Here is a 24,648-nt window from a genome sequence, read left to right as displayed (position 1 = left end):
TCAGACGAGCGTCGGTTCTGGGTTCCCGACTGCCTTGATGGCCCGGCGTACGGGCACGAAGTAGAGCAGCACGAACCCGATCGCGAAGAAGGCGATCAGCGAGAGGATCGCCGGCCTCATGCTGCCGGTGAGCTGACTGACGATGCCGAAGAGGGCGGGCCCGAGCCAGCTCGTGGCCCGCTCGCCGACCTCGTAGACGGAGAAGTACTGCGCTTCCCTGCCGGGCGGCACCATTTGGCTGAACAGGCTGCGGGACAAGGCGTTCGTGCCGCCGAGCACGATGCCGATACCGGCCGCGACGATGAAGAACTGTACGCGGTCACCCGCTTCGACGAAGAACGCGAACGTGATGACCACGATCCACAGGGCCAGTGAGGCCATGATGGTTTTCTTGGCGCCGATTCGCCTGGCGGCGAGGCCGTGTAGCACGCCTCCGAAGAACGCGACGAACTGCACGATGAGGATCGTGCTGATGAGTGTCTGCTCGTCGAGCTTGAGCTCCTGTTCGCCGTAGACACCCGCGATGTTGGCGACCGTGGCGATGCCGTCGGTGTAGAAGAGGTAGGTGCCCAGGAACGCGAGCGTGAGCGGGAAGGCCTTGGCGGCCTTGATGGTCGCGCCGAGTTCCTTGAACCCGGCGGTGATCACGGAGGCGCCGTGCTCGGCACCGTGCGGCGCTTGGTGGGAGCGCAGGCGGGTGAGCGGGATGAGCGTGAACAGCGCCCACCAGATACCGGAGATGACGAACGCGATGCGCGCCGCGTCGCCGGAGGTGATGCCCAGGTCCTCGGAGAAGATCGTGATGGCGAGCTGGATGAGCAGGCAGACGCCGCCACCGAGGTAGCCATAGGCCCAGCCGCGACTGGACAGGCCGTCTCGTTCGTCGGCCGCGGCGATCTCGGGGAGGAACGCGTAGTAGACGACCACGCTGGCCCCGTAGCCGATGTTGGCGATGATGAAGAGCCCGAGGCCGAGCGAGAAGTTGGTGCCCTCGACGAAGGCCAGCGCGATGGTCGCCGCGGATCCCGTGTACGCGAAAAGGGCGAGCATGCGCTTCTTGTTCTGTGTGCGGTCGGCGATGGCGCCCATGACGGGCAGCACGATCACCTGGATGACCGTCGCGAACGACAGGAGGTACGCCCAGAGCGAGCCCGCCGGGAACGCCAGCCCGAACAGCGAGATGTCGCAGTTGGACAAGGAGTTGCCGTCGGGACACGGGTTCGCGCCGTTGCGCGCGGTGTCGGCCTTGGCCGCGCTGACGGCGATGCTCGTCAGGTAGCGCGAGAAGAAGACGGTGACCACGGACGTGGGGAACACGGAGTTCGCCACGTCGTACCAGACCCAGCCGCGCTGTTCGCGTCGGCGGGAGGTTTTGGCGTCGGCGGCGTCGTCGCCCTTGACCTTCATGTCGGCGGACTGTACTTGTCCGCCGACACGTCCCATGATCGACTGTCCAACCTGTTACCAGGTGCCGCGCGACCGGAGTACTTCCCGCAGGACGTCGGGCCGGTCGGTGACGAGACCGTCGACGCCGATGTCGAGCAACGCCTCCATGTCGGCCGCGTTGTCGATCGTCCACACGTGCACTTCGAGGTCGCGGCGGTGTGCCGCCTGGACGAACCTCCGGTCGACGACGGTGAGCCGTCCCTGGCTCACCGGCACCTGCGCGACCTGCCCCCGCACCGCCAGTCCGGCGAACGGAATCCGGCCGGCCGCCCACAGCGCGCCGGCGCTGCGGGGTCCCATCGACGTCAGCAGCTCCGGCCCGCCGCGGCGGCGCAGCCGGGCCAGCCGGTTGTCGGAGAAGCTCGCGAGGCACACCCGGTGCAACGCCTTGGCCTTGCGCAGCAGGTTGAGGATCGGCTCGACCGCGCTGTCGGCCTTGACGTCGATGTTGAAGAACGTGTCCGGCAGCTCCTCCAGCACGTCCGCGAGCCGGGCGATCGGCTCCCGGCCGCCCACGCGCGCCATCCGCACCTCGGTCCACGGCAGGTCGGCGACCCGCCCCTGGCCGTCCGTGGTCCGGTCCAGCGTGTGGTCGTGGTGCACCACGACCTGTCCGTCGCTCGTGGCGTGCACGTCGGTCTCGATGTAGCGGTAGCCCTCCTGGACGGCGCGGCGGAACGAGCTCAGCGAGTTCTCCATGCCGCTGAGGTCGTCGACGTGCCAGCCGCGGTGGGCGAAGGCTCGGGGGTGCGGGCCTGCGAGGTACGGGTGGGTCACCCCTTGAGTTTGCCTCCCAGCAGTGGCTTTGGGGTGGACAGTGGGTGGCGGGACACTTTCTTCTTTACCTCTATTGCTTCAGTGTTGACTTAAATCAGGCCTACCAGCCGTCCAGTCCCAGCCAAGACCACCGTCCACCCACAACTCAACGAACAAGTAGAAAGATCAACCACTCTCGCGGCGGAACCCACCGGGCTGCTCTGCCATCGAAGGGGCCTAGTCGTGTCCGGGGTGGGGAGAGAGTTCGGTGAAGCGCGATCAGTCAAGGCAGAACGACCAAACCCCACCCGAAATCAACACCAATCGCCGTACCGGTACGGTCCGGTTCCCTACGAAGGTCGGGGTTTCTGGCGCGTCGCTGGAGCCCACCCACCGCGATTCGCTACCGTCGCGCGCCATGGAGCGCTCCATGGAGGCGGATGAGCCCAGGCACTGTGCGTGGTGCGGGCGGAGGTTGCCGGGGAGTGGGCGGATCGGCCGGCCGCGCAGGTACTGTGCCCAGCCGTGCCGGCAGCGGGCGTACGAGCGGCGGGCGGCGTTGCAGCGGGGCGGGTTGCCCGAGGACGCCGTAGTACTCTCCACCGCTGAGCTGGCTGATCTGCAGGACAGGTTGTTCCAGCTGCGGTGTGCCGCCGAGGACGTGGTGACGGCGGCGCAGGACGGGGCGGAGAACGACGAGCTGCGGAAGCTGGCCGCGGAGCTGGTGGAGTCGGCGAAGGGGTTGGAGCGGCTCCGGTAGCCGTTCGCACAATTACGAATTGACCGGCGTAGCGGGTTGCTTACGTCCGGTGATCGGACGATCATGACGCGCGTGACCTCCTACTGCCGCACGGTGCTGGACCGGGCGGATGTCGGCTATGCCGTGACGGACGCGCGCGGGAACCTGTTGTGGTGCAACCGCGCGTTGGGCGGTGTGCTCGGAGTGCCTGTGGAGCAGGCGTACGGGCGGTCGTTGCCCGCGTTGCTTCCCGGGGTGCCGGAGGTGCCGGCGCCGGTGCGGGAGGTGCTCGCGCCGGGTCCGAAGTGGCTCGAGGTGCGGTGCTCGAAGCTGGGTGACGACCTGATGTACGAGGTCGTGGACGTGTCGGCGTGGCGGGATCGCGAGTTGACGGTCACGCAGGAGGCGGACGCGTTGCGGCGTGCGCAGGCGTTGGGGCGGATGGGCACGTGGGAGTGGTCCATCTCGGACGACCGGGTGACCTGGTCGGACACTCTGCTGGAGATGTTCGGGTTCGAGCCGGGGACGGCGTTCGACTTCGAGCTGTACTCGCAGCTGGTGCATCCGGACGACCTGCCGATGATCGAGGAGACGCTGGACGCGGCGTTGAAGACGGGGTCGGTGTTCACGTACACGCATCGGATGTTGCGTCCGGACGGTGCGGAGCGGGTGTTCGAGTGCTTCGGTGAGGTCGTCGTGGGTGACGACGGTGTGCCGCTGAGGGCGCTCGGTACCGCGCATGACGTCACGCAGTCGTCGCGGGTGCACGACGAGCTTGTGCGGATGGCTGAGCAGGATCCGTTGACGGGGTTGCCGAACCGCCGCGCTCTCACGAGGGCGTTGGAGAAGGAGCTGGCGAACAACGGGTCGGGCGCGTTGCTGGTGCTGGATCTGGACAATTTCAAGGACGTCAACGATCTGCGCGGGCACGCGGTGGGTGACCGGGTGATGCGGATGCTGGCGTCGGCGTTGCAGTCGCGGCTGGCGGACCGGTTGATCGCTCGGCTGGGTGGGGACGAGTTCGCGGTGGTGCTGCCGGGTGCGTCGTTGCAGGACGCGTCCGAGGTGGCGGACAACCTGAAGGAGGCCGTGGCGGGGTTCCCGCTGGCCGGTATCGGGACGCCGGCGCGGATCACGGTGAGCACGGGCTTGGCGGAGTTCGGTCCGGGTGACTCGTGGGAGCTGGTGCTGGCGAACGCGGATCTGGCGTTGTACGCGAGCAAGGCGGCGGGCCGGGACCGGGTGACGGTGTACGAGCCGAACCACTACGCGGACACGGTGAAGCGGGTGAGTGTGCTCGATCGGCTGCGGGCGGCGCTGGCGGGTGGTGGTCTGGCGTTGTACGGGATGCCGATGGTGGATCTGCACACCGGCACGACGCTCGGGCACGAACTGCTGCTGCGGCTGGAGGATCGGCAGGAGCCGTATCTCGGGCCGGCGGACTTCCTGCCGGTGGCCGAGCGGTCGAACCTGATTCTCGAGGTGGATCGCTGGGTGTTGTCGACGGCGATCGACGCGCTGGTGGCGGAGCCGGACTCGCGGTTGCGGTTCAACGTGAACGTCTCGGGTCGCACGCTCGAGGATCCGGATTTCGGTGACTTCGTGCTGGAGAAGCTCGGCAAGGCGGGGGTGGCGCCGGGCCGGCTGGGGCTGGAGATCACGGAGACGGCGGCGGTGACCAATTTGGACGCCGCGGTGACGCTGGCGACGCAGCTGCGCAGCTTCGGGTGCCGGATCACGTTGGACGACTTCGGTTCTGGTTTCGGGTCGTTCGTGCACCTGAAGCACCTGCCGATCACGGGTATCAAGATCGACGGCGAGTTCGTGAAGGGCATCGAGACCAACGACGCGGACGCGGTGCTGGTGTCGGGGATCGTGCAGATCGCGAACGGGCTGGGGCTGTCGGCGGTGGCGGAGTGGGTGGAGCGTCCGTCCCAGGTGGAGGCTTTGCGCAGGCTGGGTGTGCGGGTGGGGCAGGGTTTCCACCTCGGGAAGCCGGTGCCGTTGCGTGACGTGGTGAACGCGGAGCGCATGCCGCCGAATGGCGCATTGTCCTCTCGGGTGGTCGGAGCAGAGGATGGTGCGCGCTCCTGATCACCGCCTTGATGGGATGCCCGTGTCGTCTTGTGGTTTGCGTCGTCTTGAGTTGAGCGTTGCCGAGCCTGAGTCGTCGGTGGACTTCTTCGCCGCCGTGCTCGGTTGGACGGTGATAGCGGAGCCGGGCGGTTCGTTCACGGGCTGGGTGGGTGACAGACTCGCGGCGCAAGTTGTTGCGGGAGAACGTGGTTGGCGGGTTTTCTTCGGCGGTGACGAGCCGCGCGAGCTCGCGGGCAATTCCTCTGTGGACAGTGGCAGGGTGTTGCACGGTCCGTGGGCGCCGCCGCCGCGGCACGGTGAGCCGTGCTGGGTGCGGCTGTCGGCCGGTGAGCCGGACGTCGAGTACTGGCAGCGGGAGCTCGGCTGGGAGAGCGCGGCCGGCGTGTTCACCTCCGCGCGGCACGGTGAGCCGCGTCCGGTCGCGGGCATCGCGCAGTCCGACGTGGAGTCCGGCTGGGACGTCTTCTTCGCCGTCGACGACATCGCGGCCGCGTGTGCGCGGGTGTCCGAGTTGGACGGTCGGGTGCCGTGGGGTCCTCAACCGCTGCCGATCGGGGTGGTGGCGTCGATCGAGGGCCCGCACGGCGGCCGGTGCTCGTTGCTGGAGAAGCCCGCCGGCTGGGGCGGTGACCAGGGCTAGGCGTCGAGCTCGGGTGGGAAGCCGCCGGTGGCGATGGGTCCCCAGCTGTCGATGGTGATCCGGATCAGGGCCTTTCCCTGGCGGATCATGGCGGCGCGGTACTCGTCCCAGTCGGGGTGCTCGCCCGCGATGCAGCGGTAGTACTCGACGAAGTCCTCCAGGGCCTCTGGCAGGTCGAGGACTTCGGCGGTGCCGTCGATCTGCACGTACGGGCCGTCCCAGTCGTTGGAGAGCACGCACATCGTGACCGACGGGTTGCGGCGGGCGTTGCGGACCTTCGCGCGCTGCGGGTACGTCGAGACGACGATCCGGCCCTGCGTGTCGACCCCGCAGGAGACGGGGGAGACCTGCACGCCGTCGACGGTGGAGCGGCGGGTGATCAGGACGCCGTGGTGGCGGGAGCGGAGGAACTCGAGCAGCTGCGGCCGGTCGACGACGTCGGCCGTGGCGATCTTCGGCATGATGTGCAGCATGGCACGGTTCTCCTCGTTCGACGGCACCGAGCTCGCCTATCGGGAAGCAGGCGAGGGCGTCCCGCTCGTGGTGCTCGCCGGTGGTCCTGGCAGGGCTTCGGAGTACTTGGAGACGCTGGGTGGGCTGGACGCGCACCGCAGGCTGGTCATCCTGGACAACCGGGGCACGGGTGAGTCGGCCGAGCCGGCGGATCCGTTCACCTACCGGCGGGACATGCTGGTCAGGGACGTGGAGATGTTGCGCCGCCACCTGGGGCTCGGCGTGGTGGACGTGCTGGGGCACTCGGCGGGGGCGGGGATCGCGATGGGTTATGCCGCGGACTTCCCCGAGCACGTCGGCAAGCTGGTGCTGCTCACCCCGGCGCTGCGGTCAGTCGGGTTGTCGCCGGAGCAGAGCGACTGGGACGCGTTCCTGGCCTCGCGGGCGGACCAGCCGTGGTTCGAGTCGGCGACGACCGCGCTCAGGCGCAACGCCGCCGGTGACGACTCGGTGGAGAACCGGGTTGCCGCGTCGCCGGTGCTGTACGCCCGCTGGGACGAGCGGTCGCAGGCGCACGCGAACGCTGAGCTGGGGCAGTGGAAGTACCACGTGGCGCTGGGCTACAACGCCGAGGGCGCGTTCGTGCCGGGGGTGCTGCGGCGGGCGTTGACGGACTTCGACCACCCGGTGCTGGTGTACGCGTGCACGGAGGATCCGATTTCGCCGGTGCGGCGCTGCCGCGAGCTGGCGGAGCTGTTCCCGGACGCGACGTTGTTCGTGCACGAGGGTGTGGGGCACTACCCGTGGGTGGAGGAGCCTGCCCCGGTGGTGAAGCGGATCGCCGAGTTCCTCGACGCCTAGAAGACGGTGGCCGTGGCGACGCGGTCGCGGCCGTTGTTCTTGGCGCTGTAGAGCGCTTCGTCCGCAGCGAGCAGCAGCGGGCTGAGCTCGGTCGCGATGTCCGGGAACACCGCGGCGCCGACGGAGGCGGTCAGGCCGGACACGACCTGGTCCTGGCCGAGGCGGTCGACGACGACGATGTGCAGGCTCGCGATCTCGAACCGGATGCGTTCGGCGGTGGCGCGGACCTCGTCGGTGCTGACACCGGGCAGCAGCACGGCGAACTCCTCACCACCGAATCTGCCCACGAGGTCATAAGAACGCACGGAGTGTTTCAGTGCGTCGGCGACGGCGCGCAGCACGCGGTCGCCGGCGAGGTGGCCGTAGGTGTCGTTGATCTGCTTGAAGTGGTCGAGGTCGAGGATCAGCACGCCGACGGTGGAGACGAGGCGGCGGGCGCGGGCCAGTTCGCGTTCGGCCACGTCGTGCCAGAACGTCGCGTCGACCAGGCCGGTCTTGGAGTCGGTGCGGGCGGCGACCCGGAACTGGGGCAGCAGCAGGCCCATGTGCAGGGCGAGGACGGTCAGCAGCAGCATCGGCGTCAGCCACGGCCGCATGGTCATGATGATGGCGACGCCGGAGCCGAGACCGACCGAGGCCTGCACGATCAGCACGTCGGAGGCGTTGCCCAGCGCGGTCTTGACGGGGTTCTGCCGGTTCGTCACGAAGATCGCGGTCACGACCAGCGCATAGTTGATGAACCAATACAGGAACCCGGCCGTAACCAATGCCAACAGGCCGAGCGGGCCGTCAACGTCAACAGCACGGTCCCCGAAGAACCCCAGAACGAGTTGCGCCACGGCACTGCCGAGTACGACAGTGGCCGCGGAGAACACCTTGCGGAACAGGACCGCCCGCCGCTTGTAGACCCGGAACCACGAGTGCGTGTAGCTGATGACGATCAGCGCCACGAGCTGTGGCATCGGTAGTACGAGCACGCCTGCGAACAGCCACACCGATTGCATGTGGGCGTGCGGCGAGCCTTCGGCGCCGATTTCGCGGATCCGTTCGATTCCCCTGGCCGCCTCCAGGTGCACTACCGCGCCACCGGAGAGCAGCAGGAAGAAGGGCCAGTTCAAGGCCTCGGCAGGGGTACGCCATGCGGTGGCGAGCGTGACGAGGGTCGCTGACACAACCACCGTCACGACATAGGCCAGCACCACAGGAGGAAGCGACCATAACTTCCACCGGCGCAGGTCAAGCCAAGGCACGCGTTCACCCCCACACCACTGTCCAGGAACCAACCACTGTAGCTACCGGGTAACTCAAAGTCGTGGCTCCATGTGGGGGACCTCACCGTGAGTAGTCCTCACAGAATGCACCCCTCAAAATCGCGCGATTCCCGCGCAACGAACACCCGTAGGAGCAGTCATGATCAACCGTACCTCCGCTGCCGGCCGTCCCGTTCGTCCGACCGACTGGCTGCGTCCGACGGACTGGGCGCGTCCGACCGACTGGCGGCGCTGAACCACCACAGGATCGCCGCACCGCCTGCCGCGAGCACGCCGAGTGCTCCGGCGGCGGCGACGACCTGGTGCACCGCGAGGGTTTCCGCGGCCACTCCGGCCAGGGCCACCCCGATGCCCTGGGAGACCCGCAACGCGGTGACGGCCAGACCGAACGCCTGGCCGCGCGAGGAGTCCGGTACCGCGCGCACGAACGTCGTGTTCGCGACCAGGTGATAGGCACTGGCCGCACCGGACAGCGCGAACAACCCCACACTGACGACGAGACCCGGCCGCAGCGCGGCCGGGACAAGAACCGCGCACGCGGCGATGGCCAGCCACGGCATCACCCGCAACTGTGTCCGTTCACGCAGGTGCGCGACCAGCAGCATGCCCGCGGCCGCACCGGCGGCGTAGGCGGCGAAGATCGACCCCACCCCGGCCGGTCCCGCGCCGAGCTGCGCGGCATAGGGCACGGCCAGCGCCTCACCGACGATGTAGAAACCGGAGACGCAGGCGAGCGCGACCAGCGCCCGCAACCTGCGGTCACCCCACACCAGCCGTGCCCCGCCCACCAGGTCGGCAGGCCACGCCCGCACGTGTGGACGGTCCGGCGCCGGCCGGTCCAGCAGAAAAACGCCCACGAGGAACGCGGACACCATGAACGTGACGGCGTCCGCCACCAGCACCAGCCCAGGACCCAGCCACGCGACCAGCGCCCCGCCGGTGAGGAAACCGGCGACCTGCGCCGCCTGCGTGACCGTGCTCAGCACCGCCTGACCCAGCGGATACCGCTCGTCGGGCAAGATCTGCGGAAGCAACGCCGCCCGCGCCGCCCCGTGCGGTGCCCCCGCGAACTGCACCAACACCAACAGTGCCGCCAACGCCCACAGGGGCAGCAGCGGCACCGCCATCGCCAGCAGCAGGGCCGCCCGCGCGAGGTCGGCGGCCACCATCACTTCTTTCCGTGCGAACCGGTCGGCGAGCCCCGAGAGCAAGGGCCCACCGACCAGGTCCGGCAGGAACGTCAACGCGTAGGTCAGCGCGGTCAGGCCCGCGCTGGCGGTGTGGTCGTAGACGTGCACCGTCAGCGCGACCCGCGCGAACTGGTCCCCGGCCACCGACACCACGTGCGCCACGAACAGGGCGCGGAACTCCCCGTCACGGGCGAGCTCGCGGTAGCCGGGCATGCGCTACAGGATGGACGACCAGAACCCGCACCGGTGATCACGGGCGAAATCAGTGCCCTTGATTGCTCCAGGCGCCAGTGACTGCACCGCCGAACGCCAGCCGGGGTCGCCGGTGCGCGCGAACCGGCCCCACGCCGCGATCATGTAGTCCGACAGTTTGCGCTGTTCAGCGTTGAGCGGGGCGCCCATGTCGAACAGGCTCATCAGCTCGGAGGCGTGGTAGGCCCGATAGTCGGGGAACGGCGGCAACGGGAAGATCATCGGCGCGTCCTGGTCGGCGAACTCGTACCCGGACACCCGCGCGTACCGGCCGAGTTCCTTGCGCGCCACGTGCGACGGGCACGACCACGACTTGTCCGTCAGCACCGTCGCCATCTCGTCGCGCGCGTCGTTGTTGCCGTTCACCGGATACAACGCCAGCACCTTGTCCGCGTGCTTCTCCCCGAACAACCCGACCAGCTGGGCCCGGTAGGCGGACTCCGGGATGGGCTGCGGGAAGAGCAACGCCGCGAACAACGTCATCTCGTCGTGCGTCGACCCGACCATCGTCGGCACGTGATGCATCCGCCCGGTCCGCTGCGCCACGACCGGGTCGATCGGCAGCACCGCCGTGTCGTAGGCGGGCCAGTTGAACTGGTCGTGCACTGTCAGCAGCTTCTCGACCGGCTGCTGACGCAGGCACGCCAGGTCGGCGCAGCCCAGCGTGCCGGCACCCTGCTTCTCCACGTCGGCACGCGCCCGCCACACCCCGGCGAACTCGCCGGGTGTGGCCGCGGGGAAGGTCAGCCCGCACGGACCCGACTGGATGATCGCCTTGGCGAACAACCCGGCCGCCCGCGGCGACGCCAGCTGCGCGCACACGCTCAACCCGCCGGCCGACTCACCGAAGATCGTCACGTTCCGGGCGTTCCCGCCGAACGCGCGGGCGTTGCGCTGCACCCACTTGAGTGCCGCCTGCTGGTCCGCGAGCCCGAACGCACCCGACCCCGGCAGACCCGGATGGCCGAAGAACCCGAACACACCCAGCCGGTAGTTCACCGTCACCACGACAGCGTCGTTCTTCGTCGCCAGCCACCGCGCGTCATACGACGACGCCGAACCCGCGGTGAACCCGCCACCGTGGATCCACACCATCACCGGCCGCGGCTTCTTCGACGGCTTCGCCGGAGTGGTGACGTTCAGATAGAGACAGTCCTCGGTCTGCGACGCCGGCTGACCCAGCTGCGGGTTCTGCGCACAGACCGGTGCGGGCAACGTCGCGTCCCGCACCCCCTGCCAGGCCTGCGCGGGCTGCGGGTCGCGCCACCGGTTCTCACCCACCGGGGGAGCGGCGAACGGGATGTTGCCGAACGTCCGATAGGTGTCGGTGACCGTTCCGGAGACCAAGCCTTTGTCGGTGCGCACCACCGCGCCGTTGTCACCAGCGGACGCCGCACCGGTGGTGGCGAACGCCATCGCCGCGGCGAGTACCGCGGTCAGCATCTTCCTCACAGTTGCCCCCAAAAGTCGCACTTGTGGTCCTTCACGAAGTCCGCCGGCCCGACCGCACCGGGCGCGAGCGACTGCACGTCCGCGCGCCAGCCCGGATCACCGGTGCGCGCGAACCGGCCCCACGCCGCGATCATGTAGTCCGACAGCTTCTGCTGCCCCGGCGTGAGCGGGATGCCGAAGTCGAACAGGAACGGCAGCTCCGACGCGTGGTACGCCTTGTAGCCGCCGGGGAACTCCGGCATGTCGGGGAAGATCATCGGCACGGTGACGTCCGCGAACTCGTAGCCCGACACCTTCGTCCTGCGGCTCAGCTGCTGCCGCGTCTCGTCAGTCCCGCACGCCCACGACCCGTCCGACATGACGGTCGCGAGCTCGTCGCGCGCGTCGCCGTTGCCGTTCACGGGATAGCGGGCCACGATCTTGTCCGCGTCGTTCTCCCCGTACAGCCCGGCGATCTGGGCCCGGTACGCGGTCTCCGGCACCGGCGCGGGCATGATCAGCCCGATGAACAACGTGCCCTCGTCGTGCGTCGACCCGACCAGCGTCGGCACCCGGTGCATCCGGCCGGTCCGCTGCGCCAGGGCAGGATCGACCGGCAACGCCCGCGTGCCGAACGCCGGTGTCGCGAAGACGTTGTGCACCTCGAGCAGCTTCGACACCGGCAGGTTCCGCAGACACGCGATGTCCTGGCAGCCCAACGGCTGCGCCGCGCCGAGCTGCTCGATCTCCTCGCGGGCCCTCCACCCAGGACCCACGCCGGGGAACGTCATCGCGCACGGACCCGACTGGATGATCGCCTTGTGGAACAGGCCCGCCGCCTGCGGCGACGCCAGCTGCGCGCACACGCTCAACCCACCGGCCGACTCACCGAAGATCGTGACGTTGCGCGCGTCGCCGCCGAACGCGCGGGCGTTGCGCTGCACCCACTGCAACGCCGCCTGCTGGTCCGCGATCCCGAACGCACCGGACTCGGGCAGGCCCGGATAGCCGAAGAACCCGAACACACCCAGCCGGTAGTTGATGGTGACGACCACGGCGTCGTTCTTCGTCGCCAGCCACCGCGCGTCGTAGATGTTCGCGGCACCGCTGACGAACCCGCCGCCGTGGATCCACACCAGCACCAGCCGCGGCTTCGCCGTCTTCTTCGCCGGAGTGGTGACGTTCAGATAGAGACAGTCCTCGGTCTGCGACGCCGGCTGCCCCAGCAACTCGGTCTGCGCGCAGTCCGGGCTCGGCAACGTCCCGTCCCGCACGCCCTGCCACGCCTGGACCGGCTGTGGGTCGCGCCACCGGTTCTCCCCGACCGGGGCAGCGGCGAACGGGATGTTGCCGAACGTCCGGTAGGTCTCGGTCACGGTGCCCGACACCGCGCCCTTGTCGGTCTTGACGACTCGGCCGTCACCCTGTGCCTGAGCCGGAACCTGCGTGATGGCGAGCGCCATCGCGGCGGCCACGACCGCCGTCAGCTGCTTCCTCACTGTGCTCCCCAAAACTCGCATTGGTGGTCCTGCACGAACTCCGCCGGCCCGATCGCCCCCGCGGCCAGCGACTGCACCTGTGCCCGCCAAGCGGGCTCACCGGTCCGCGCGAACTTCCCCCACGCGGTGACCATGTACTCCGACAGCGCCCGCTGACCCGCCGTCAGCCGGACATCCGCGAACTCGAACAACAACGGCAGCTCCGACGCGTGATAAGCGCCGTAGCCGCCAGGGAACGGCGGCATGTCCGGGAAGATCATCGGCACGTCGCGCTCGGCGAACTCGTAGCCCGCGACCTTCGTCCAGCGGCCGAGCTGCTGCCGCGTCTCGTGCGTCGGGCACGCGAACGACCGGTCGGTCAGCGCCGCCGCCAGCTCGTCGCGCACGTCGCCGTTGCCGTCGAGCGGATACCGGGCCACGACCTGCGCGCCCAGTTCCGCCCCGAACATCCGCGCGGCCCGCTCCTCGTAGTTCGCGTCCGGCACCGGATCGCGCAGGATGAGGCCCGCGTAGAAGTTCATCTCGTCGTGCGTGGACCCGACCAGCGTCGGAACTCGATGGATTCGGCCCGTGTTCTGCGCTTCCAGCGGGCTGATCGGCAGCACCCGCGTGCCGAACGCCGGTGTCGCGAACGCGCTGTGCACCTCCAGCAGCTTCCGCACCGGCAGGCCGCGCAGGCACGCGATGTCCTGACAGCCCAGCGTGCCCACGCCCTGCTGCTCGACCTCGGCACGCGGCTTCCAGAACGGCACCAGCTCACCCGGTGCCTCGCCCGGCGCGGTCAGCCCGCACGGACCGGACTGGATGATCGCCTGGTGGAACAGCCCCGCCGCGCCAGGTGACGCGAGCAACGCGCAGACACTCAACCCGCCCGCCGACTCACCGAACACCGTGACGTTGCGGGCGTTCCCACCGAACGCACGGGCGTTGCGCTGCACCCACTTCAGCGCCGCCTGCTGATCTGCCAGCCCGAACGCACCCGAACCCGGCAGCCCCGGATAGCCGAAGAACCCGAACACACCCAGCCGGTAGTTGACGGTCACGACCACGGCGTCGTTCTTCGTCGCCAGCCACCGCGCGTCGTACTGCGACGCGTTGTTGCTGACAAACCCGCCGCCGTGGATCCACACCATGACCGGCCGCGGCTTCTTCGACGGCTTCGCCGGGGTGACGACGTTCAGATAGAGGCAGTCCTCGACGTCCGAGGCCGGCTCGCCCAGCTGCGGCACCTGCGCGCACACCGGTGCGGGCAACGTCCCGTCCCGCACACCCCGCCACGGCGCGACCGGCTGCGGATCGCGCCACCGGTTCTCCCCAACCGGCGCGGCGGCGAACGGGATGCCGCCGAACGTTCGATAAGTGCTGGTCACCGTGCCCGACACAGCACCCTTGTCAGTGTTGACGACCCGGCCGTCGCCCTCCGCGTGCGCCACCGGGACCCCGATGGCGGCGAGCGCCATCGCGGCGGCCCAAGCCGCCGTCGCAATCCTTGCCATCAGTTGTGTCGACCCCCTTCGGACTCGAACGTATCGAGGTCCGGAGGAGCCGGAAACCGTATAAAGCGAACATGTCCCATCCTCCGAAAGTCGTTGTTCCGATCACCGGTTGCCGACATACCGACCGGTCGGTACCCTCCGACTCGTGGGTGACACGACACTTCCGCAGCAGCCGCTCGTCGACGCTTTGGTCTTCGACTGGGGCGGCGTCCTGACGGTCTCCGTGCCCGAGTTCGTCGGCGCGTGGCTGCACGCCGAGGCCATCGACCGCGAGGTCTACGGCCGCATCATGCGCGAGTGGCTCGGCCGCGACGCGCTTCCGGACAACCCGGTCTACCGCCTCGAGACCGGCGAGCTCACGGTGCCCGAGTTCGAACGGCTGCTGGCCGCCGAGCTGATCACGACCACCGGTGCGCAGGTCGACGAGACCGGGCTGCTGCGGCGCATGTTCGGCGGCGCCACCCCGGACCCGGCGATGGTCGAGCTCGTCCGCAAGGCCCGCGCCGCCGGCCTGCACACCGCGCTGCTGTCCAACAGCTGGGGCGAGGGCTACCCGAAGGACCTGCTGATCGAGCTGTTCGACACCGTCGTGATCAGCGGCCGCATCGGCCTGCGCAAGCCCGACGAGCGCATCTACCACCACACCCTCGACCAGATCGGCGTCACCGCCGGCCGTGCCGTGTTCTTCGACGACGCGCCCGTCAACGTCGAAGCCGCCCAGGCCGTCGGCATGCACGCGTTCCGCCACACCGCCGCCGACGCCACCCGCGCCAACCTCGCCACCCTCGGAGTGAACCTGTGACCGACGTTCCCAATCGAGACCTGCCCGGCCTCGACCTGGAGGCACTGGCCCGGCACCTGGGCACAGGCCCGCTCACCGGTGAGCTGTTCCCCGGTGGCCGCTCCAACCTCACCTACCGCGTCACCGACGGCACCCAGCGCTGGATCCTGCGCCGCCCGCCGCTCGGTCACGTGCTGGCCACCGCGCACGACATGGCCCGCGAGTTCCGCGTGATCTCCGCGCTGGAACCCACCTCCGTGCCCGTGCCGCACGCACACCAGCTCGTCGAGGACACCTCCGTCATCGGCGCGCCCTTCTACCTCATGTCGGAGATGCCCGGCGTCGCCCTGCGCGAGCGCAAGCAGTGCCCGTGGCTCAACTCCGAGAAAGCCACCGTGCTGTCGCGCAAGCTCGTCGACGTCCTCGCCGACCTGCACTCCGTCGACCCCGAGTCGGTCGGCCTCGGCGACTTCGGCCGCCCGGAAGGGTTCCTCGCCCGTCAGGTGAAGCGGTGGGGCAAGCAGCTCGACGCCTCCCGCAGCCGCGACCTGCCCGGCATCGACGAACTGCGCGCCAAACTCGCCGACACCGTCCCCGACTCCCAGCGCGTCGCGATCATCCACGGCGACTACCGCCTCGACAACGCGCTGGTCACCGAGTCGCCGCTGCGGATCAGCGCGGTGCTGGACTGGGAGATGGCCACCCTGGGCGACCCGCTCGCCGACCTCGGCCTGCTCTACGTCTACTGGCAGGGCCTCGCCGTCGAGAACGACCCCATCACCGGCAGCGTCCCCTCGATGCCCGGCTTCCTCACCGCCGACCAGCTCGTCGCCCGCTACACCGCCCGCACCGGCACCGACACCTCCGGCCTCGGCTGGTACATCGCCTTCGGCTACTTCAAGCTCGCCGTCATCGTCGAAGGCATCCACTACCGCTTCGCCAGCGGCAAAACCGTCGGCGCCGGCTTCGAGAAGCTCGGCGCGTTCACCGTCCCCCTCGTGCGGCAGGGTCTCGCCGCCGCCCACAAGGAGCTCTGACATGGACTTCGCCTACGACGCCAAGACCGAGGAACTGCGGTCGAAGCTGCTCGCCTTCATGGACTCCCACGTCTACCCGGCCGAAGCCGTGCTGGAGCAGCAGTTGCACGACGCCGCCGACCCGTGGGAACGCCAGCCGATCCTGGAAGAGCTCAAGACCGAAGCCCGCCGGCTTGGCCTGTGGAACCTCTTCCACCCCGAGCACAGCGGCCTGACCAACCTGCAGTACGCACCGCTCGCCGAGATCACCGGCCGCAGCCCCCACCTCGCCCCGGAAGCGCTGAACTGCGCCGCGCCGGACACCGGCAACATGGAGGTGCTGACGATGTTCGGCACCGACGACCAGAAAAAGCAGTGGCTCCAGCCGTTGCTCGACGGCGAGATCCGCTCGGCGTTCTGCATGACCGAACCCGACGTCGCCTCCTCCGACGCCACCAACATCGCGACCCGCATCGAACGCGACGGCGACGACTACGTCATCAACGGCCGCAAGTGGTGGTCCTCGGGCGCGATGAACCCCAACTGCGCCATCTTCATCGTGATGGGCAAGACCGACCCCGACGCCGACCGGCACCGCCAGCAGTCGCAGATCCTCGTCCCGCGCGACACCCCCGGCATCACGGTCAAGCGCGCGATGCACGTCTTCGGCTACGGCGACCACGCCCACGGCGGCCACGCCGAGATCGTCTTCGAGAACGTGCGCGTCCCGGCGTCGAACCTGATCGCCGGCGAGGGGGAGGGCTTCGCGATCGCCCAGGCCCGCCTCGGCCCCGGCCGCATCCACCACTGCATGCGCCTGATCGGCATGGCCGAACGCGCCCTGGAACTGATGTGCCGCCGCGTGAGCTCCCGCGTCGCGTTCGGCAAGCCCATCGCCACCCAGGGCGTCGTGCACGAGTGGATCGCCGAAGCCCGCGTCCGCATCGAACAGGCCCGCCTGCTCGTGCTCAAGACCGCGTGGCTGATGGACACCGTCGGCAACAAGGGCGCCCACACCGAGATCCAGGCCATCAAGATCGCCACCCCGCTGATGACCGAATGGGTCCTCGACAAGGCCATCCAGGCCCACGGCGGTGCCGGCGTCAGCCAGGACTTCCCGCTCGCCGAGCTGTGGGCCGCCACCCGCACGCTGCGCATCGCCGACGGGCCCGACGAGGTCCATCGCATGTCGCTGGCCAAGCGGGAGCTCAAGAAGTACCTGTAGCCGCCGCACTTGGACGCACGCGGGGACCTTTCGTTTTGCAGGAGCGGACGAAAGGTCCCCGCGTGCGTTCATTGACCGGAGCGCCGGTTCTGCGCGTCCGTGCGCAACTGATCCGCCTGCGCCCCGATCTCGGCGATCTGCTCCGCGAGTCCCGGATGCCCCGCCCGCAACCCGGGCCCGGCCTCCGCCAGCGGCCCGAGCAACCCCACCGCGTCCTCCCCGCCGAGCGCGTCCTGCACCGCCGCCGAATGCGGCCCGACCTGCGCCGCCAGCATCCGCAGCACCCCGGCGTTGTCCCGCGCCCACGCCGCCACGGCCTTGTCGCCCGCACGCCGGTCGCGTTCGGCCTGCACCCGCTCGTCACCGGTGCCCGCCTCGCCGGTGCGCCGCACCCGCAGGTACCGCTTCTCCGCGGCCTGACGACTCGCCACCCCCAACGCCGGCGCGAGATCGGCCCAGCTCGTCCCCAGCGCCCGAGCCGCCTCGATCAGCTGCGGCTCCCACCCGGACAGCTCGTCCCGCAGCTCCCGCAACAACATCAGCGCGGCCAGCACCTGGTTCGCGTCGCCGGGCGATGCCGCCGCCGCGCGCACTGTCTCGTAGTCACTCGTCATGTCGTCCTTCCGATGACGTCGAGGGCTTGTCATCGTTCCGACGACATGCTACAACAGAGGCACAACGCATTGACACACCGAAAAGAGGAGGAGACAGATGTTGATGCGTACCGACCCGTTCCGCGAGCTGGACCGGCTGACCCAGCAGGTGTTCGGCACTCCGGGCACGTGGTCACGTCCGACGGCGATGCCGATGGACGCCTACCGCGACGGAGACCAGTTCGTCGTGTGCTTCGACCTGCCCGGCGTGACCCCGGACGCGATCGAGCTCGACGTCGAGCGCAACGTGCTCACCGTCAAGGCCGAGCGCAGGCCGATCGGCAAGGACGTCGAGATGCAGGTGTCGGAACGGCCGCTGGGCGCTTTCTCGCGCCAGCTGTTCCTGGGCGACACCCTCGACACCGACCACATCGACGCCAAGTACGACGCGGGCGTGCTGACGCTGCGCATCCCGATCGCGGAACGCGCGAAGCCCCGCAAGATCGCCATCACCTCCGCCGACAGCGACGACGCACCCAAGCAGATCGACGCGTGACTCACCCCGGCGGGCGGCGGCCGACCGGGTGATGCCAGGTAGGCTTCCGCCCGCCATGAGACCCCAGCCTCAGTGGGCGGCGTTAGACGTCTACGCGTCCAACTCCGACCTCTACGCCGATCCACGACTGGTGGAACGGGTGGACTACCGGCGCCGCTTCAAGCGCCACCGCCCCCGCACCCCCTCGGTCGTTCTCGCCCCGCACGGCGGCGGCATCGAAGTCGGCACGAGCGAACTCTGCCTCGCCATCGCGGGCTACCACCCCGGCACCCGCGTGCCGATCGGCCAGACCCACGACTACTGGATGTTCGAGGGCCTGCGGTCGGTCGCCAACGACGAGCTGCACGTCACCTCGTCCAACTGCGACGACCGCGTGGCCCGCGACCTCGTCACCGGCGCCACCCACGCCCTGGGCCTGCACGGCTGCACCGCCGCCGCGGCGGGCCTGCACGACCACGACCGGGCCGTGCTCGTCGGCGGCCGCGACGCCCTGCTGCGCCTGGAACTGCTCACCAGGCTGCGCCGCGCCGGGTTCCACACGATCGACGCCGTCGACCACCCGATACTGGGCGGCTACGACAAGGCCAACATCGCCAACCGCACCCGCTCCAAGCGGGGAGGCCAGCTCGAGCTGACCACACCGCTGCGCAACGCGATGTTCGCCGAGAACTCCCGCTCGGACCGCCGGCACACCACCACCGAGGTCTTCTGGGACTTCGTGCACGCGTGCCGGGCCGCGCTGGCCGCCAGGGAAGCCCTCAACAACCAGACGAGGGTCAACTAGGATCCGGTCCTGCGCTCACGGGACCGGCGGTGGCGAGCGAAGTCCCACTGCCCAGCGACGAACGTGGCGACCGCGGCCAGCACGGCCCACGCCACCGCCGTGCCCACATCCACGACCACGTGAGCCCGGCGTTCACCACGCCGACGCCCAGCACGGCCTGCGCCACGCCGACGACACACGCCCCCTGCACCACCACGCCGGCGTCGACGACGAGGAGCAGGTCCACCAGCCCGGCGAACACCGCTCCGACGATCCAGCACGCGAACACACCGGCCACCAGCGCGCACACTGCGGAGCCGGCCCACAGCGGTCCGGCGGCACCGGCCAGCTCGCTGCGCCACGCCGACACCAGTGCCGACTCCACCGCCGCGCACACGCCGGCCGTCACAGCCAGCCCGACGGTCGCCAGCACGATCTCGCCGTGACACCGGAGCGTGTCACTCACATCACCGGTCGTCGCAGAAAGCCGCTCTGCGCAGCGAGAGAACGCACACGTCGCTCACACCAGCGTCAACGTCCCCGCCGAGGCGTCCAGCACCGCCGCAACCCCCAGCGGCAGCGACCACTGCCCGGCGCAGTGCCCGAACCCGAAGTCACCCAGGATCGGCACCCCGAGCCCGGACAGCCGGTCGTGCAGCACCGACGACACGTCACCGCAGTCGGTCCACGACCCCAGCACGATCCCCGCCACCGGCTCGAACCACCCCGCCCGCAACAGCTGCGTCAGGATCCGGTCCAGCCGGTAGGGCTCCTCACCGATGTCCTCCAGCAACGCGACCGCGCCGTCGGGCGGCGGCGCCCACCGCGGCCCGCCCACCGCCGCCGCGAGCAACGCCGCGTTCCCGCCTGTGAGCACCCCGCGCGCGATCCCCGGCACCACAGGTGTTCCGGCCGTCCACGACGACACGCCCTCGAACAACAACGCCCGCAACCGCTGCTGCGCCACCGCGTCGTCCACGAAGTCCGACGTGCCCGGCATCGGCCCGAACACCGTCGGCAGCCCCACCGCGTTCAACTCGGCGTGCAGCACCGTCACGTCCGACGAGCCGACGAACACCCGTGGCGGCAGGTCCTTCCACGGCACGAGATCGGTCATCCGCAGACACCCATACCCGCCGCGCACGCACACCACCGCGGCCACGTCCGACGTCCACGCCGACACGAACTCCGCTGCCCGCGCCTCGTCCGAGCCCGCGAGATACCCCAGCGACCACGGCTCCACCACAGGTGTGGTGACCTCCAGGCCCCACGACCGCAGCACCGCCACACCCGCGTCGACCTTCGACGCCAGAGCCGGGCCGGCCGGTGACACCAGCGCGACCCGGTCCCCGGCAACCAGCAAGCTCACTCGGACAGTTCCAGCACGGGCACGCCCGGCGGGACGAACCCGAACACCTGCCCGTAGAACGACAGCTCCGCCTCCAGCGCCGTCTTGATGCTCTCGGCCTTGCGGAACCCGTGCTGCTCACCCTCGAACGTCAGATAGGCGTGCCGGATCCCCGACCCCGCCAGGTCCGCCGCGAACCGGTCGGCCTGCTCGGGCGGGCAGATCTCGTCCTCGAGGCCCTGCAGCAACAGCACCGGACCCGACACCGACCGCGCCTTCGCCGACGGCGACCGCTCGGCGTAGCGGTCCTCGGCCTCGGGCAGCTTGCCGACCAGTCCCTCCACGTAGCGGGACTCGAAGTCGTGCGTCTCGCCGCCCTCCGACGTCCAGCCCTTCAGGTCCAGGATCGGGAACGCCACCATCCCGCACTGGTACACGTCCGTCGACGTCAGCGACGCCGCCGACGTCCAGCCGCCCGCCGAACCGCCCCGGATGCCGAGGCGCTGCGGATCCGCGGTGCCCTCCTTCGCCAGCTGCTGGGCGACGAACGCGCAGTCCTCCACGTCCACCACACCCCACTGCTCGCGCAGCCGCTCCCGGAACGCCCTGCCGTAGCCGGTCGAGCCGCCGTAGTTCACCGCCACCACCCCGATGCCGCGGCTGGTGAAGTACGCGATGTCGCTGTCCAGCTTCGGCAGCGCCCGCCCCGTCGGCCCGCCGTGCACGTGCACCACGTACGGCGGCAGCTCACCCTCGGGCGCGGCGAAGTCCGGGTTGGACGGCGGGTACACGTACGCCGGGATCTCCCCGAACACCCGCTCCACCGGCACCGGCAGATACGCGTCCTCCGGCGAGGACTCCCCGCCGGTCAGGTACGTCAGCTCACCGTTGGAGAGATCCAGGCGCACCACGGCGTACTCCGACGTCGGCCCCGCCGCGCCGCAGATCACCACACCGTCGCGCACCGACAGCTCCGCCGCCCACGTCGGCAAGTCCGTCTGCACGTCGGTCACCGTTGCGCTGCGCTCGTCCAGCACCGCGAGATGGCCGCTGCGCACGACCAGGTAGCGACCCGGCGAGAGCGTGGCGAACCAGCGGTTGCCCAGCCGCCACATCGGCCCGCCCAGCTCCTCCGCGCACGGCGCGAGGTTCTTGCGCGAGCCGTCCAGGCCGATCCGGAAGAGGTTCCACCAGCCGTCCGGGTCCGTCAGCGCCAGCAGCGAGTCGCCCTCCCACTCGAACTGGCACACCGCCTCAGTCTCCGAACCCGACACCACCCGGTGCTCGGAGGAACCCACGTCCGCGACACACAGCTCGGTGCCGTCCCACGGCATCTGCGGGTGGTTCCAGCCGATCCACGCGAACTTCGTGCCGTCGGGGCTGATCTTCGGGCCGGTCATGAAGTGGTGCGAGGACCCCAGCACCCGCACCTCGCCCGCGGCCGTGATCGCCACCAGGTCGCGCCGCACGTCGGTGCGCGCGTCCCCGGTGATCGTCTCCCGCACGCACCACACCTCGCCGTCCGGCCCCGCGGACAGGTCGGCGTAGCGCAGCCCGTGCTGGCGCTCCGGCTCCGGCGTCAACGGCGTCGGCTCTGGCGCGTCCGGGTTGAACACGTAAACGCGCTGGTCGTCCCAGTTCGTGAACGCCACCCGGTCGTCGGCCAGCACCACGAACGGCCGGCCGCCGTACTCGTGCACCCGGTTGCGGGCGTTCCACGGCGCCGGCAGCACGTCCACGCCGTCGCGCACCAGCGCCACCCGGCCGCCCTCAGCCGGCCGGCTCTCCGCCCACCACACGCGCTCGCCGTGCAGGTCGGCCCACTGGAACCCACCCCCCGGCTTCGACGTGTCGCCGGCTGTGATCGGCGAGGTCCAGGTCCCGTACGAAGCGATCTTCACCACAACCCGACCCTATACGCGGAGTGTTTGGTGGGGGAGGACCTGCCGACGATCTCCGCGTGGCCTAGGGTCGTAAGGGCCATGGCTCGTGTCATCCACGTATTCCGCGCACCCGACCGGTTCGTCGCAGGAACCGTCGGGCAGCCCGGCGACCGCATCTTCTACCTGCAGGCCTCCGAGCAGAGCAGGCTGATCAGCGTCGCCCTGGAAAAGCAGCAGGTACAGGTCCTCGCCGAACGCATCGGCTCGCTGCTCGAGGAGGTGCACCGCCGCTTCGGCACCGACGTTCCCGACGACGCGCCACCGGAGAACCTCGACACCGAACCGCTCGACGTGCCCGTCGAGGAGGAGTTCCGCGTCGGCACCATGGGACTCGGCTGGGACGCCGAGTCCAAGGCCGTCGTCATAGAGCTCCTCGCGATCTCCGAGGAGGAGGTCGACGAAGCCGTCGTGCTCGACGACACCGAGGAAGGCCCCGACGCCGTGCGCGTCTTCCTGTCCCCAGGAGCCGCGCGCGCGTTCGCCGAACGCGCCGACCGCGTCGTCAACGCCGGCCGCAAACCCTGCCCCCTGTGCGCGGAACCCCTCGACCCGGACGGCCACATCTGCCCGCGGCAGAACGGCTACCGCCGCACCGAAGAAGACTGACCATGGACACCGCCGCGGCCCTCGAGTTGCTCAACCACGGCCGCATCGAGGTCGAGGGCCGCCTCGTCGACGCCTCCAACGCCACCCTGTTCTGCAAGATCTCGCTGGACGGCGTCGACGCCCAGTGCGTCTACAAACCCGTGCGCGGCGAACGCCCGTTGTGGGACTTCCCGGACGGCACGCTCGCGGGCCGCGAAGTGGCCACCTACCTGATCTCGGCCTCCTCCGGCCTCGACCTGGTGCCGCCCACCGTGCTGCGCCCCGGCCCGTTCGGCAGCGGCATGGTCCAGCTCTGGGTCGACACCCGCGAAGAAGACGAACTGGTCGACATCGTCGGCGTCGAGGACGTCAAGCCCGGCTGGATCCCGGTCTTCCACGCCCACGACCGCTTCGGCGACCCCGCCGTCCTCGTGCACGCCGACCACCCGCGCATCGCGCTGATGTCCGCCTTCGACGTCGTCGTGAACAACGCCGACCGCAAAGGCGGCCACGTCCTGCACGCCGTAGACGGCTCCGTCTACGCCGTCGACCACGGCATCTGCCTGCACACCGAACCCAAGCTCCGCACCGTCCTGTGGGGCTGGGCCCGCGAACCCCTGCCTGCCGAGGTCGCGGAGTCGTTGCGCCGACTGAGATCCGCGCTCGACGGCACACTGGGGAAGCAGTTGCACGACCACCTCACGCGCGCCGAAGTCCGCGCCGTGGGCGAACGCACCGACAAGCTGCTGGCCGACGGCGTCTTCCCCGAACCCTCCGGCGACTGGCCCGCCATTCCCTGGCCCGCCTTCTGATCAGGTCAGCTGCTCGGCCAGCGCCGCGATCTCGCCCCCGTCGTACTGGCGCAGGATCCGGCGCACACCGGTGCGGAACGACTGGTGCTGATCCCCGGACAACCCGTACCGCTGCACCTCGATCTCCCACACAGCGTTGTCGTCCACGGCATCGGTGAGAGCCCGCAACCCGTGCCTGCCATCGACCCGCCGGTGCAGACGGCGCTGCGACGCGGGCCAGCGCGCCACGATCTCCGCCAGCAACACCAGATGACACGCCCTGCTCACCCCGTCCACCCCCGTCTCGGGGCTGAGCCGGTCGAGGACGCGGACGTAGAACATCCACACCGTCAGGATCCGCTTCGCCTCCCGCACCGACAGGTCCGGCTGCGCCTGCAGCCGCTCGGCGAACCGCTGCCGCACCCGCTCGTCGTGCTCCAGCGTCACCACCGCGACCGCCGTCTCGATCTCCCCGACCTCCGCGCCATCGGACGCCGACACCTCGGTCACCGGCTGAGGTGCCGGCGTGGTCATCGGTGCTGCGCCAGCGGTGGTCTCCGTGACCGTGGTCGGTGTCCCGAGCAGACCGGTCAGCAACGGCTCGACGTGCGTGCGCACCACCCTGGGCAACGGCAGGGGCAGCTGGATGAGCTTGCGCAGGAACGTCCAGCCCGGACTCGGATCCGCCGTGTCCCGCCCGGCGTCCGCCACCACCAGCGCCGAGTACGCCGCGTCCAGATGCGCCGCGGTGGCCGCCGCGTCGATGCCCAGCACGAACCTGATCGTCGGGAACGACGCACTCAAGAACTCGTTGATCGCCTCGAACACGTCCGCGGTCGTGCGCGGCGAACACCGGTCCAGGTCGTCGATGAACACGACCAGCTGAGAACCCGAGTCACCCAACTCGCGGACGAGG

24 protein-coding genes are annotated in these 24,648 nt (G+C 69.8%); 11 read left to right on the top strand and 13 right to left on the bottom strand.

Features of this window, described 5'->3' with window-relative positions; translation table 11 throughout:
* Both DI276_RS27430 and DI276_RS27425 read right to left on the bottom strand, forming a co-directional pair.
* On the bottom strand, positions 1-1,407 hold the full coding sequence (locus tag DI276_RS27430) for an MFS transporter (protein ID WP_112268480.1): 1,407 nt from the start codon (positions 1,405-1,407) through the stop codon (positions 1-3).
* 54 nt (positions 1,408-1,461) lie between these two features.
* A complete protein-coding gene (locus DI276_RS27425; RefSeq protein ID WP_112268478.1) occupies positions 1,462-2,223 on the bottom strand; it encodes a glycerophosphodiester phosphodiesterase in 762 nt (253 codons plus the stop codon).
* 397 nt (positions 2,224-2,620) lie between these two features.
* Here DI276_RS27425 and DI276_RS27420 point away from each other — a divergent pair, with 397 nt between their 5' ends.
* From DI276_RS27420 to DI276_RS27410, 3 genes are all read left to right on the top strand, one after another.
* A complete protein-coding gene (locus DI276_RS27420) occupies positions 2,621-2,962 on the top strand; it encodes a hypothetical protein (RefSeq protein WP_030466128.1) in 342 nt (113 codons plus the stop codon).
* Positions 2,963-3,034: 72 nt separating this feature from the next.
* Complete coding sequence (locus DI276_RS27415) at positions 3,035-5,035, top strand: putative bifunctional diguanylate cyclase/phosphodiesterase (protein ID WP_232836955.1); 2,001 nt, start codon at positions 3,035-3,037, stop codon at positions 5,033-5,035.
* 52 nt (positions 5,036-5,087) lie between these two features.
* Positions 5,088-5,678, top strand: coding sequence for a VOC family protein (locus tag DI276_RS27410; protein WP_157984975.1), 591 nt, complete (start codon positions 5,088-5,090; stop codon positions 5,676-5,678).
* On the opposite strand, the gene DI276_RS27405 is transcribed toward DI276_RS27410, so the two are convergent.
* Entirely contained in the window at positions 5,675-6,139 is a 465-nt protein-coding gene (locus tag DI276_RS27405; protein ID WP_198680950.1) for a PPOX class F420-dependent oxidoreductase, read from the bottom strand. The two genes, DI276_RS27410 and DI276_RS27405, sit on opposite strands and share 4 nt — an antisense overlap.
* 10 nt (positions 6,140-6,149) lie before the next feature.
* Between DI276_RS27405 and DI276_RS27400 the strand changes: the two genes are divergently transcribed.
* Positions 6,150-6,992, top strand: coding sequence for an alpha/beta fold hydrolase (locus tag DI276_RS27400; RefSeq protein ID WP_157984974.1), 843 nt, complete (start codon positions 6,150-6,152; stop codon positions 6,990-6,992).
* Here DI276_RS27400 and DI276_RS27395 read toward each other — a convergent pair.
* The 5 genes from DI276_RS27395 to DI276_RS27375 form a co-directional block, all read right to left on the bottom strand.
* Positions 6,989-8,242, bottom strand: coding sequence for a GGDEF domain-containing protein (locus tag DI276_RS27395; RefSeq protein ID WP_232836954.1), 1,254 nt, complete (start codon positions 8,240-8,242; stop codon positions 6,989-6,991). The two genes, DI276_RS27400 and DI276_RS27395, sit on opposite strands and share 4 nt — an antisense overlap.
* A 164-nt stretch (positions 8,243-8,406) precedes the next feature.
* On the bottom strand, positions 8,407-9,666 hold the full coding sequence (locus DI276_RS27390; protein WP_112268469.1) for an MFS transporter: 1,260 nt from the start codon (positions 9,664-9,666) through the stop codon (positions 8,407-8,409).
* Positions 9,667-9,669: 3 nt separating this feature from the next.
* Positions 9,670-11,148, bottom strand: coding sequence for a carboxylesterase/lipase family protein (locus tag DI276_RS27385; protein WP_232836953.1), 1,479 nt, complete (start codon positions 11,146-11,148; stop codon positions 9,670-9,672).
* A gap of 5 nt (positions 11,149-11,153) precedes the next feature.
* Positions 11,154-12,635 (bottom strand): carboxylesterase/lipase family protein, encoded by a 1,482-nt coding sequence (locus DI276_RS27380; RefSeq protein ID WP_232836952.1) that lies wholly within the window; start codon positions 12,633-12,635, stop codon positions 11,154-11,156.
* The gene (locus DI276_RS27375) at positions 12,632-14,131 is read right to left on the bottom strand and encodes a carboxylesterase/lipase family protein (RefSeq protein WP_232836951.1); all 1,500 of its coding nucleotides are present in this window, start codon (positions 14,129-14,131) and stop codon (positions 12,632-12,634) included. The genes DI276_RS27380 and DI276_RS27375 overlap by 4 nt, the downstream gene beginning before the upstream one ends.
* Before the next feature lie 145 nt (positions 14,132-14,276).
* Here DI276_RS27375 and DI276_RS27370 point away from each other — a divergent pair, with 145 nt between their 5' ends.
* Genes DI276_RS27370 through DI276_RS27360 form a run of 3 tightly spaced genes read left to right on the top strand, consistent with a single transcriptional unit; the run spans position 14,277 to position 17,153 of the window.
* A complete protein-coding gene (locus DI276_RS27370) occupies positions 14,277-14,933 on the top strand; it encodes an HAD family hydrolase (protein WP_112268465.1) in 657 nt (218 codons plus the stop codon).
* Positions 14,930-15,949, top strand: a complete 1,020-nt coding sequence (locus DI276_RS27365) for a phosphotransferase family protein (protein ID WP_112268463.1) — start codon at positions 14,930-14,932, stop codon at positions 15,947-15,949. The genes DI276_RS27370 and DI276_RS27365 overlap by 4 nt, the downstream gene beginning before the upstream one ends.
* A gap of 1 nt (position 15,950) precedes the next feature.
* Entirely contained in the window at positions 15,951-17,153 is a 1,203-nt protein-coding gene (locus tag DI276_RS27360; RefSeq protein WP_112268461.1) for an acyl-CoA dehydrogenase family protein, read from the top strand.
* Positions 17,154-17,221: 68 nt separating this feature from the next.
* Here the strand turns inward: DI276_RS27360 and DI276_RS27355 are convergent, their stop codons facing one another.
* Positions 17,222-17,767 carry an HSP18 transcriptional regulator gene (locus DI276_RS27355; RefSeq protein ID WP_112268450.1) on the bottom strand — a complete coding sequence of 182 codons (546 nt, stop codon included), beginning with the start codon at positions 17,765-17,767 and terminating at the stop codon, positions 17,222-17,224.
* Between the two features lie 97 nt (positions 17,768-17,864).
* Here DI276_RS27355 and DI276_RS27350 point away from each other — a divergent pair, with 97 nt between their 5' ends.
* Together DI276_RS27350 and DI276_RS27345 are read left to right on the top strand one after the other, a co-directional pair.
* The gene (locus tag DI276_RS27350) at positions 17,865-18,302 is read left to right on the top strand and encodes an Hsp20/alpha crystallin family protein (RefSeq protein ID WP_112268448.1); all 438 of its coding nucleotides are present in this window, start codon (positions 17,865-17,867) and stop codon (positions 18,300-18,302) included.
* 55 nt (positions 18,303-18,357) lie between these two features.
* Complete coding sequence (locus DI276_RS27345; protein ID WP_232836950.1) at positions 18,358-19,086, top strand: poly-gamma-glutamate hydrolase family protein; 729 nt, start codon at positions 18,358-18,360, stop codon at positions 19,084-19,086.
* Here the strand turns inward: DI276_RS27345 and DI276_RS27340 are convergent.
* Genes DI276_RS27340 through DI276_RS27330 form a run of 3 tightly spaced genes read right to left on the bottom strand, consistent with a single transcriptional unit; the run spans position 19,079 to position 22,317 of the window.
* Positions 19,079-19,531, bottom strand: a complete 453-nt coding sequence (locus DI276_RS27340; RefSeq protein WP_112268446.1) for a hypothetical protein — start codon at positions 19,529-19,531, stop codon at positions 19,079-19,081. The two genes, DI276_RS27345 and DI276_RS27340, sit on opposite strands and share 8 nt — an antisense overlap.
* 54 nt (positions 19,532-19,585) lie before the next feature.
* On the bottom strand, positions 19,586-20,434 hold the full coding sequence (locus DI276_RS27335) for a S66 peptidase family protein (protein WP_232836949.1): 849 nt from the start codon (positions 20,432-20,434) through the stop codon (positions 19,586-19,588).
* Complete coding sequence (locus tag DI276_RS27330) at positions 20,431-22,317, bottom strand: prolyl oligopeptidase family serine peptidase (protein WP_112268444.1); 1,887 nt, start codon at positions 22,315-22,317, stop codon at positions 20,431-20,433. The genes DI276_RS27335 and DI276_RS27330 overlap by 4 nt, the downstream gene beginning before the upstream one ends.
* Before the next feature lie 78 nt (positions 22,318-22,395).
* Here DI276_RS27330 and DI276_RS27325 point away from each other — a divergent pair, with 78 nt between their 5' ends.
* On the top strand, positions 22,396-22,962 hold the full coding sequence (locus tag DI276_RS27325; protein ID WP_112268442.1) for a DUF3090 domain-containing protein: 567 nt from the start codon (positions 22,396-22,398) through the stop codon (positions 22,960-22,962).
* Between the two features lie 2 nt (positions 22,963-22,964).
* Positions 22,965-23,753, top strand: coding sequence for an SCO1664 family protein (locus DI276_RS27320; RefSeq protein WP_112268440.1), 789 nt, complete (start codon positions 22,965-22,967; stop codon positions 23,751-23,753).
* Here DI276_RS27320 and DI276_RS27315 read toward each other — a convergent pair whose 3' ends face one another.
* Positions 23,754-24,635, bottom strand: coding sequence for a P-loop NTPase fold protein (locus tag DI276_RS27315; RefSeq protein ID WP_112268438.1), 882 nt, complete (start codon positions 24,633-24,635; stop codon positions 23,754-23,756). It abuts the gene before it with no gap.
* Positions 24,636-24,648: the final 13 nt, after the last annotated feature.

The organism is Lentzea terrae (genome assembly GCF_003265345.1).
Taxonomy (GTDB): domain Bacteria; phylum Actinomycetota; class Actinomycetes; order Mycobacteriales; family Pseudonocardiaceae; genus Lentzea; species Lentzea terrae.
This window is presented reverse-complemented; position numbering and strand designations above follow the sequence as displayed.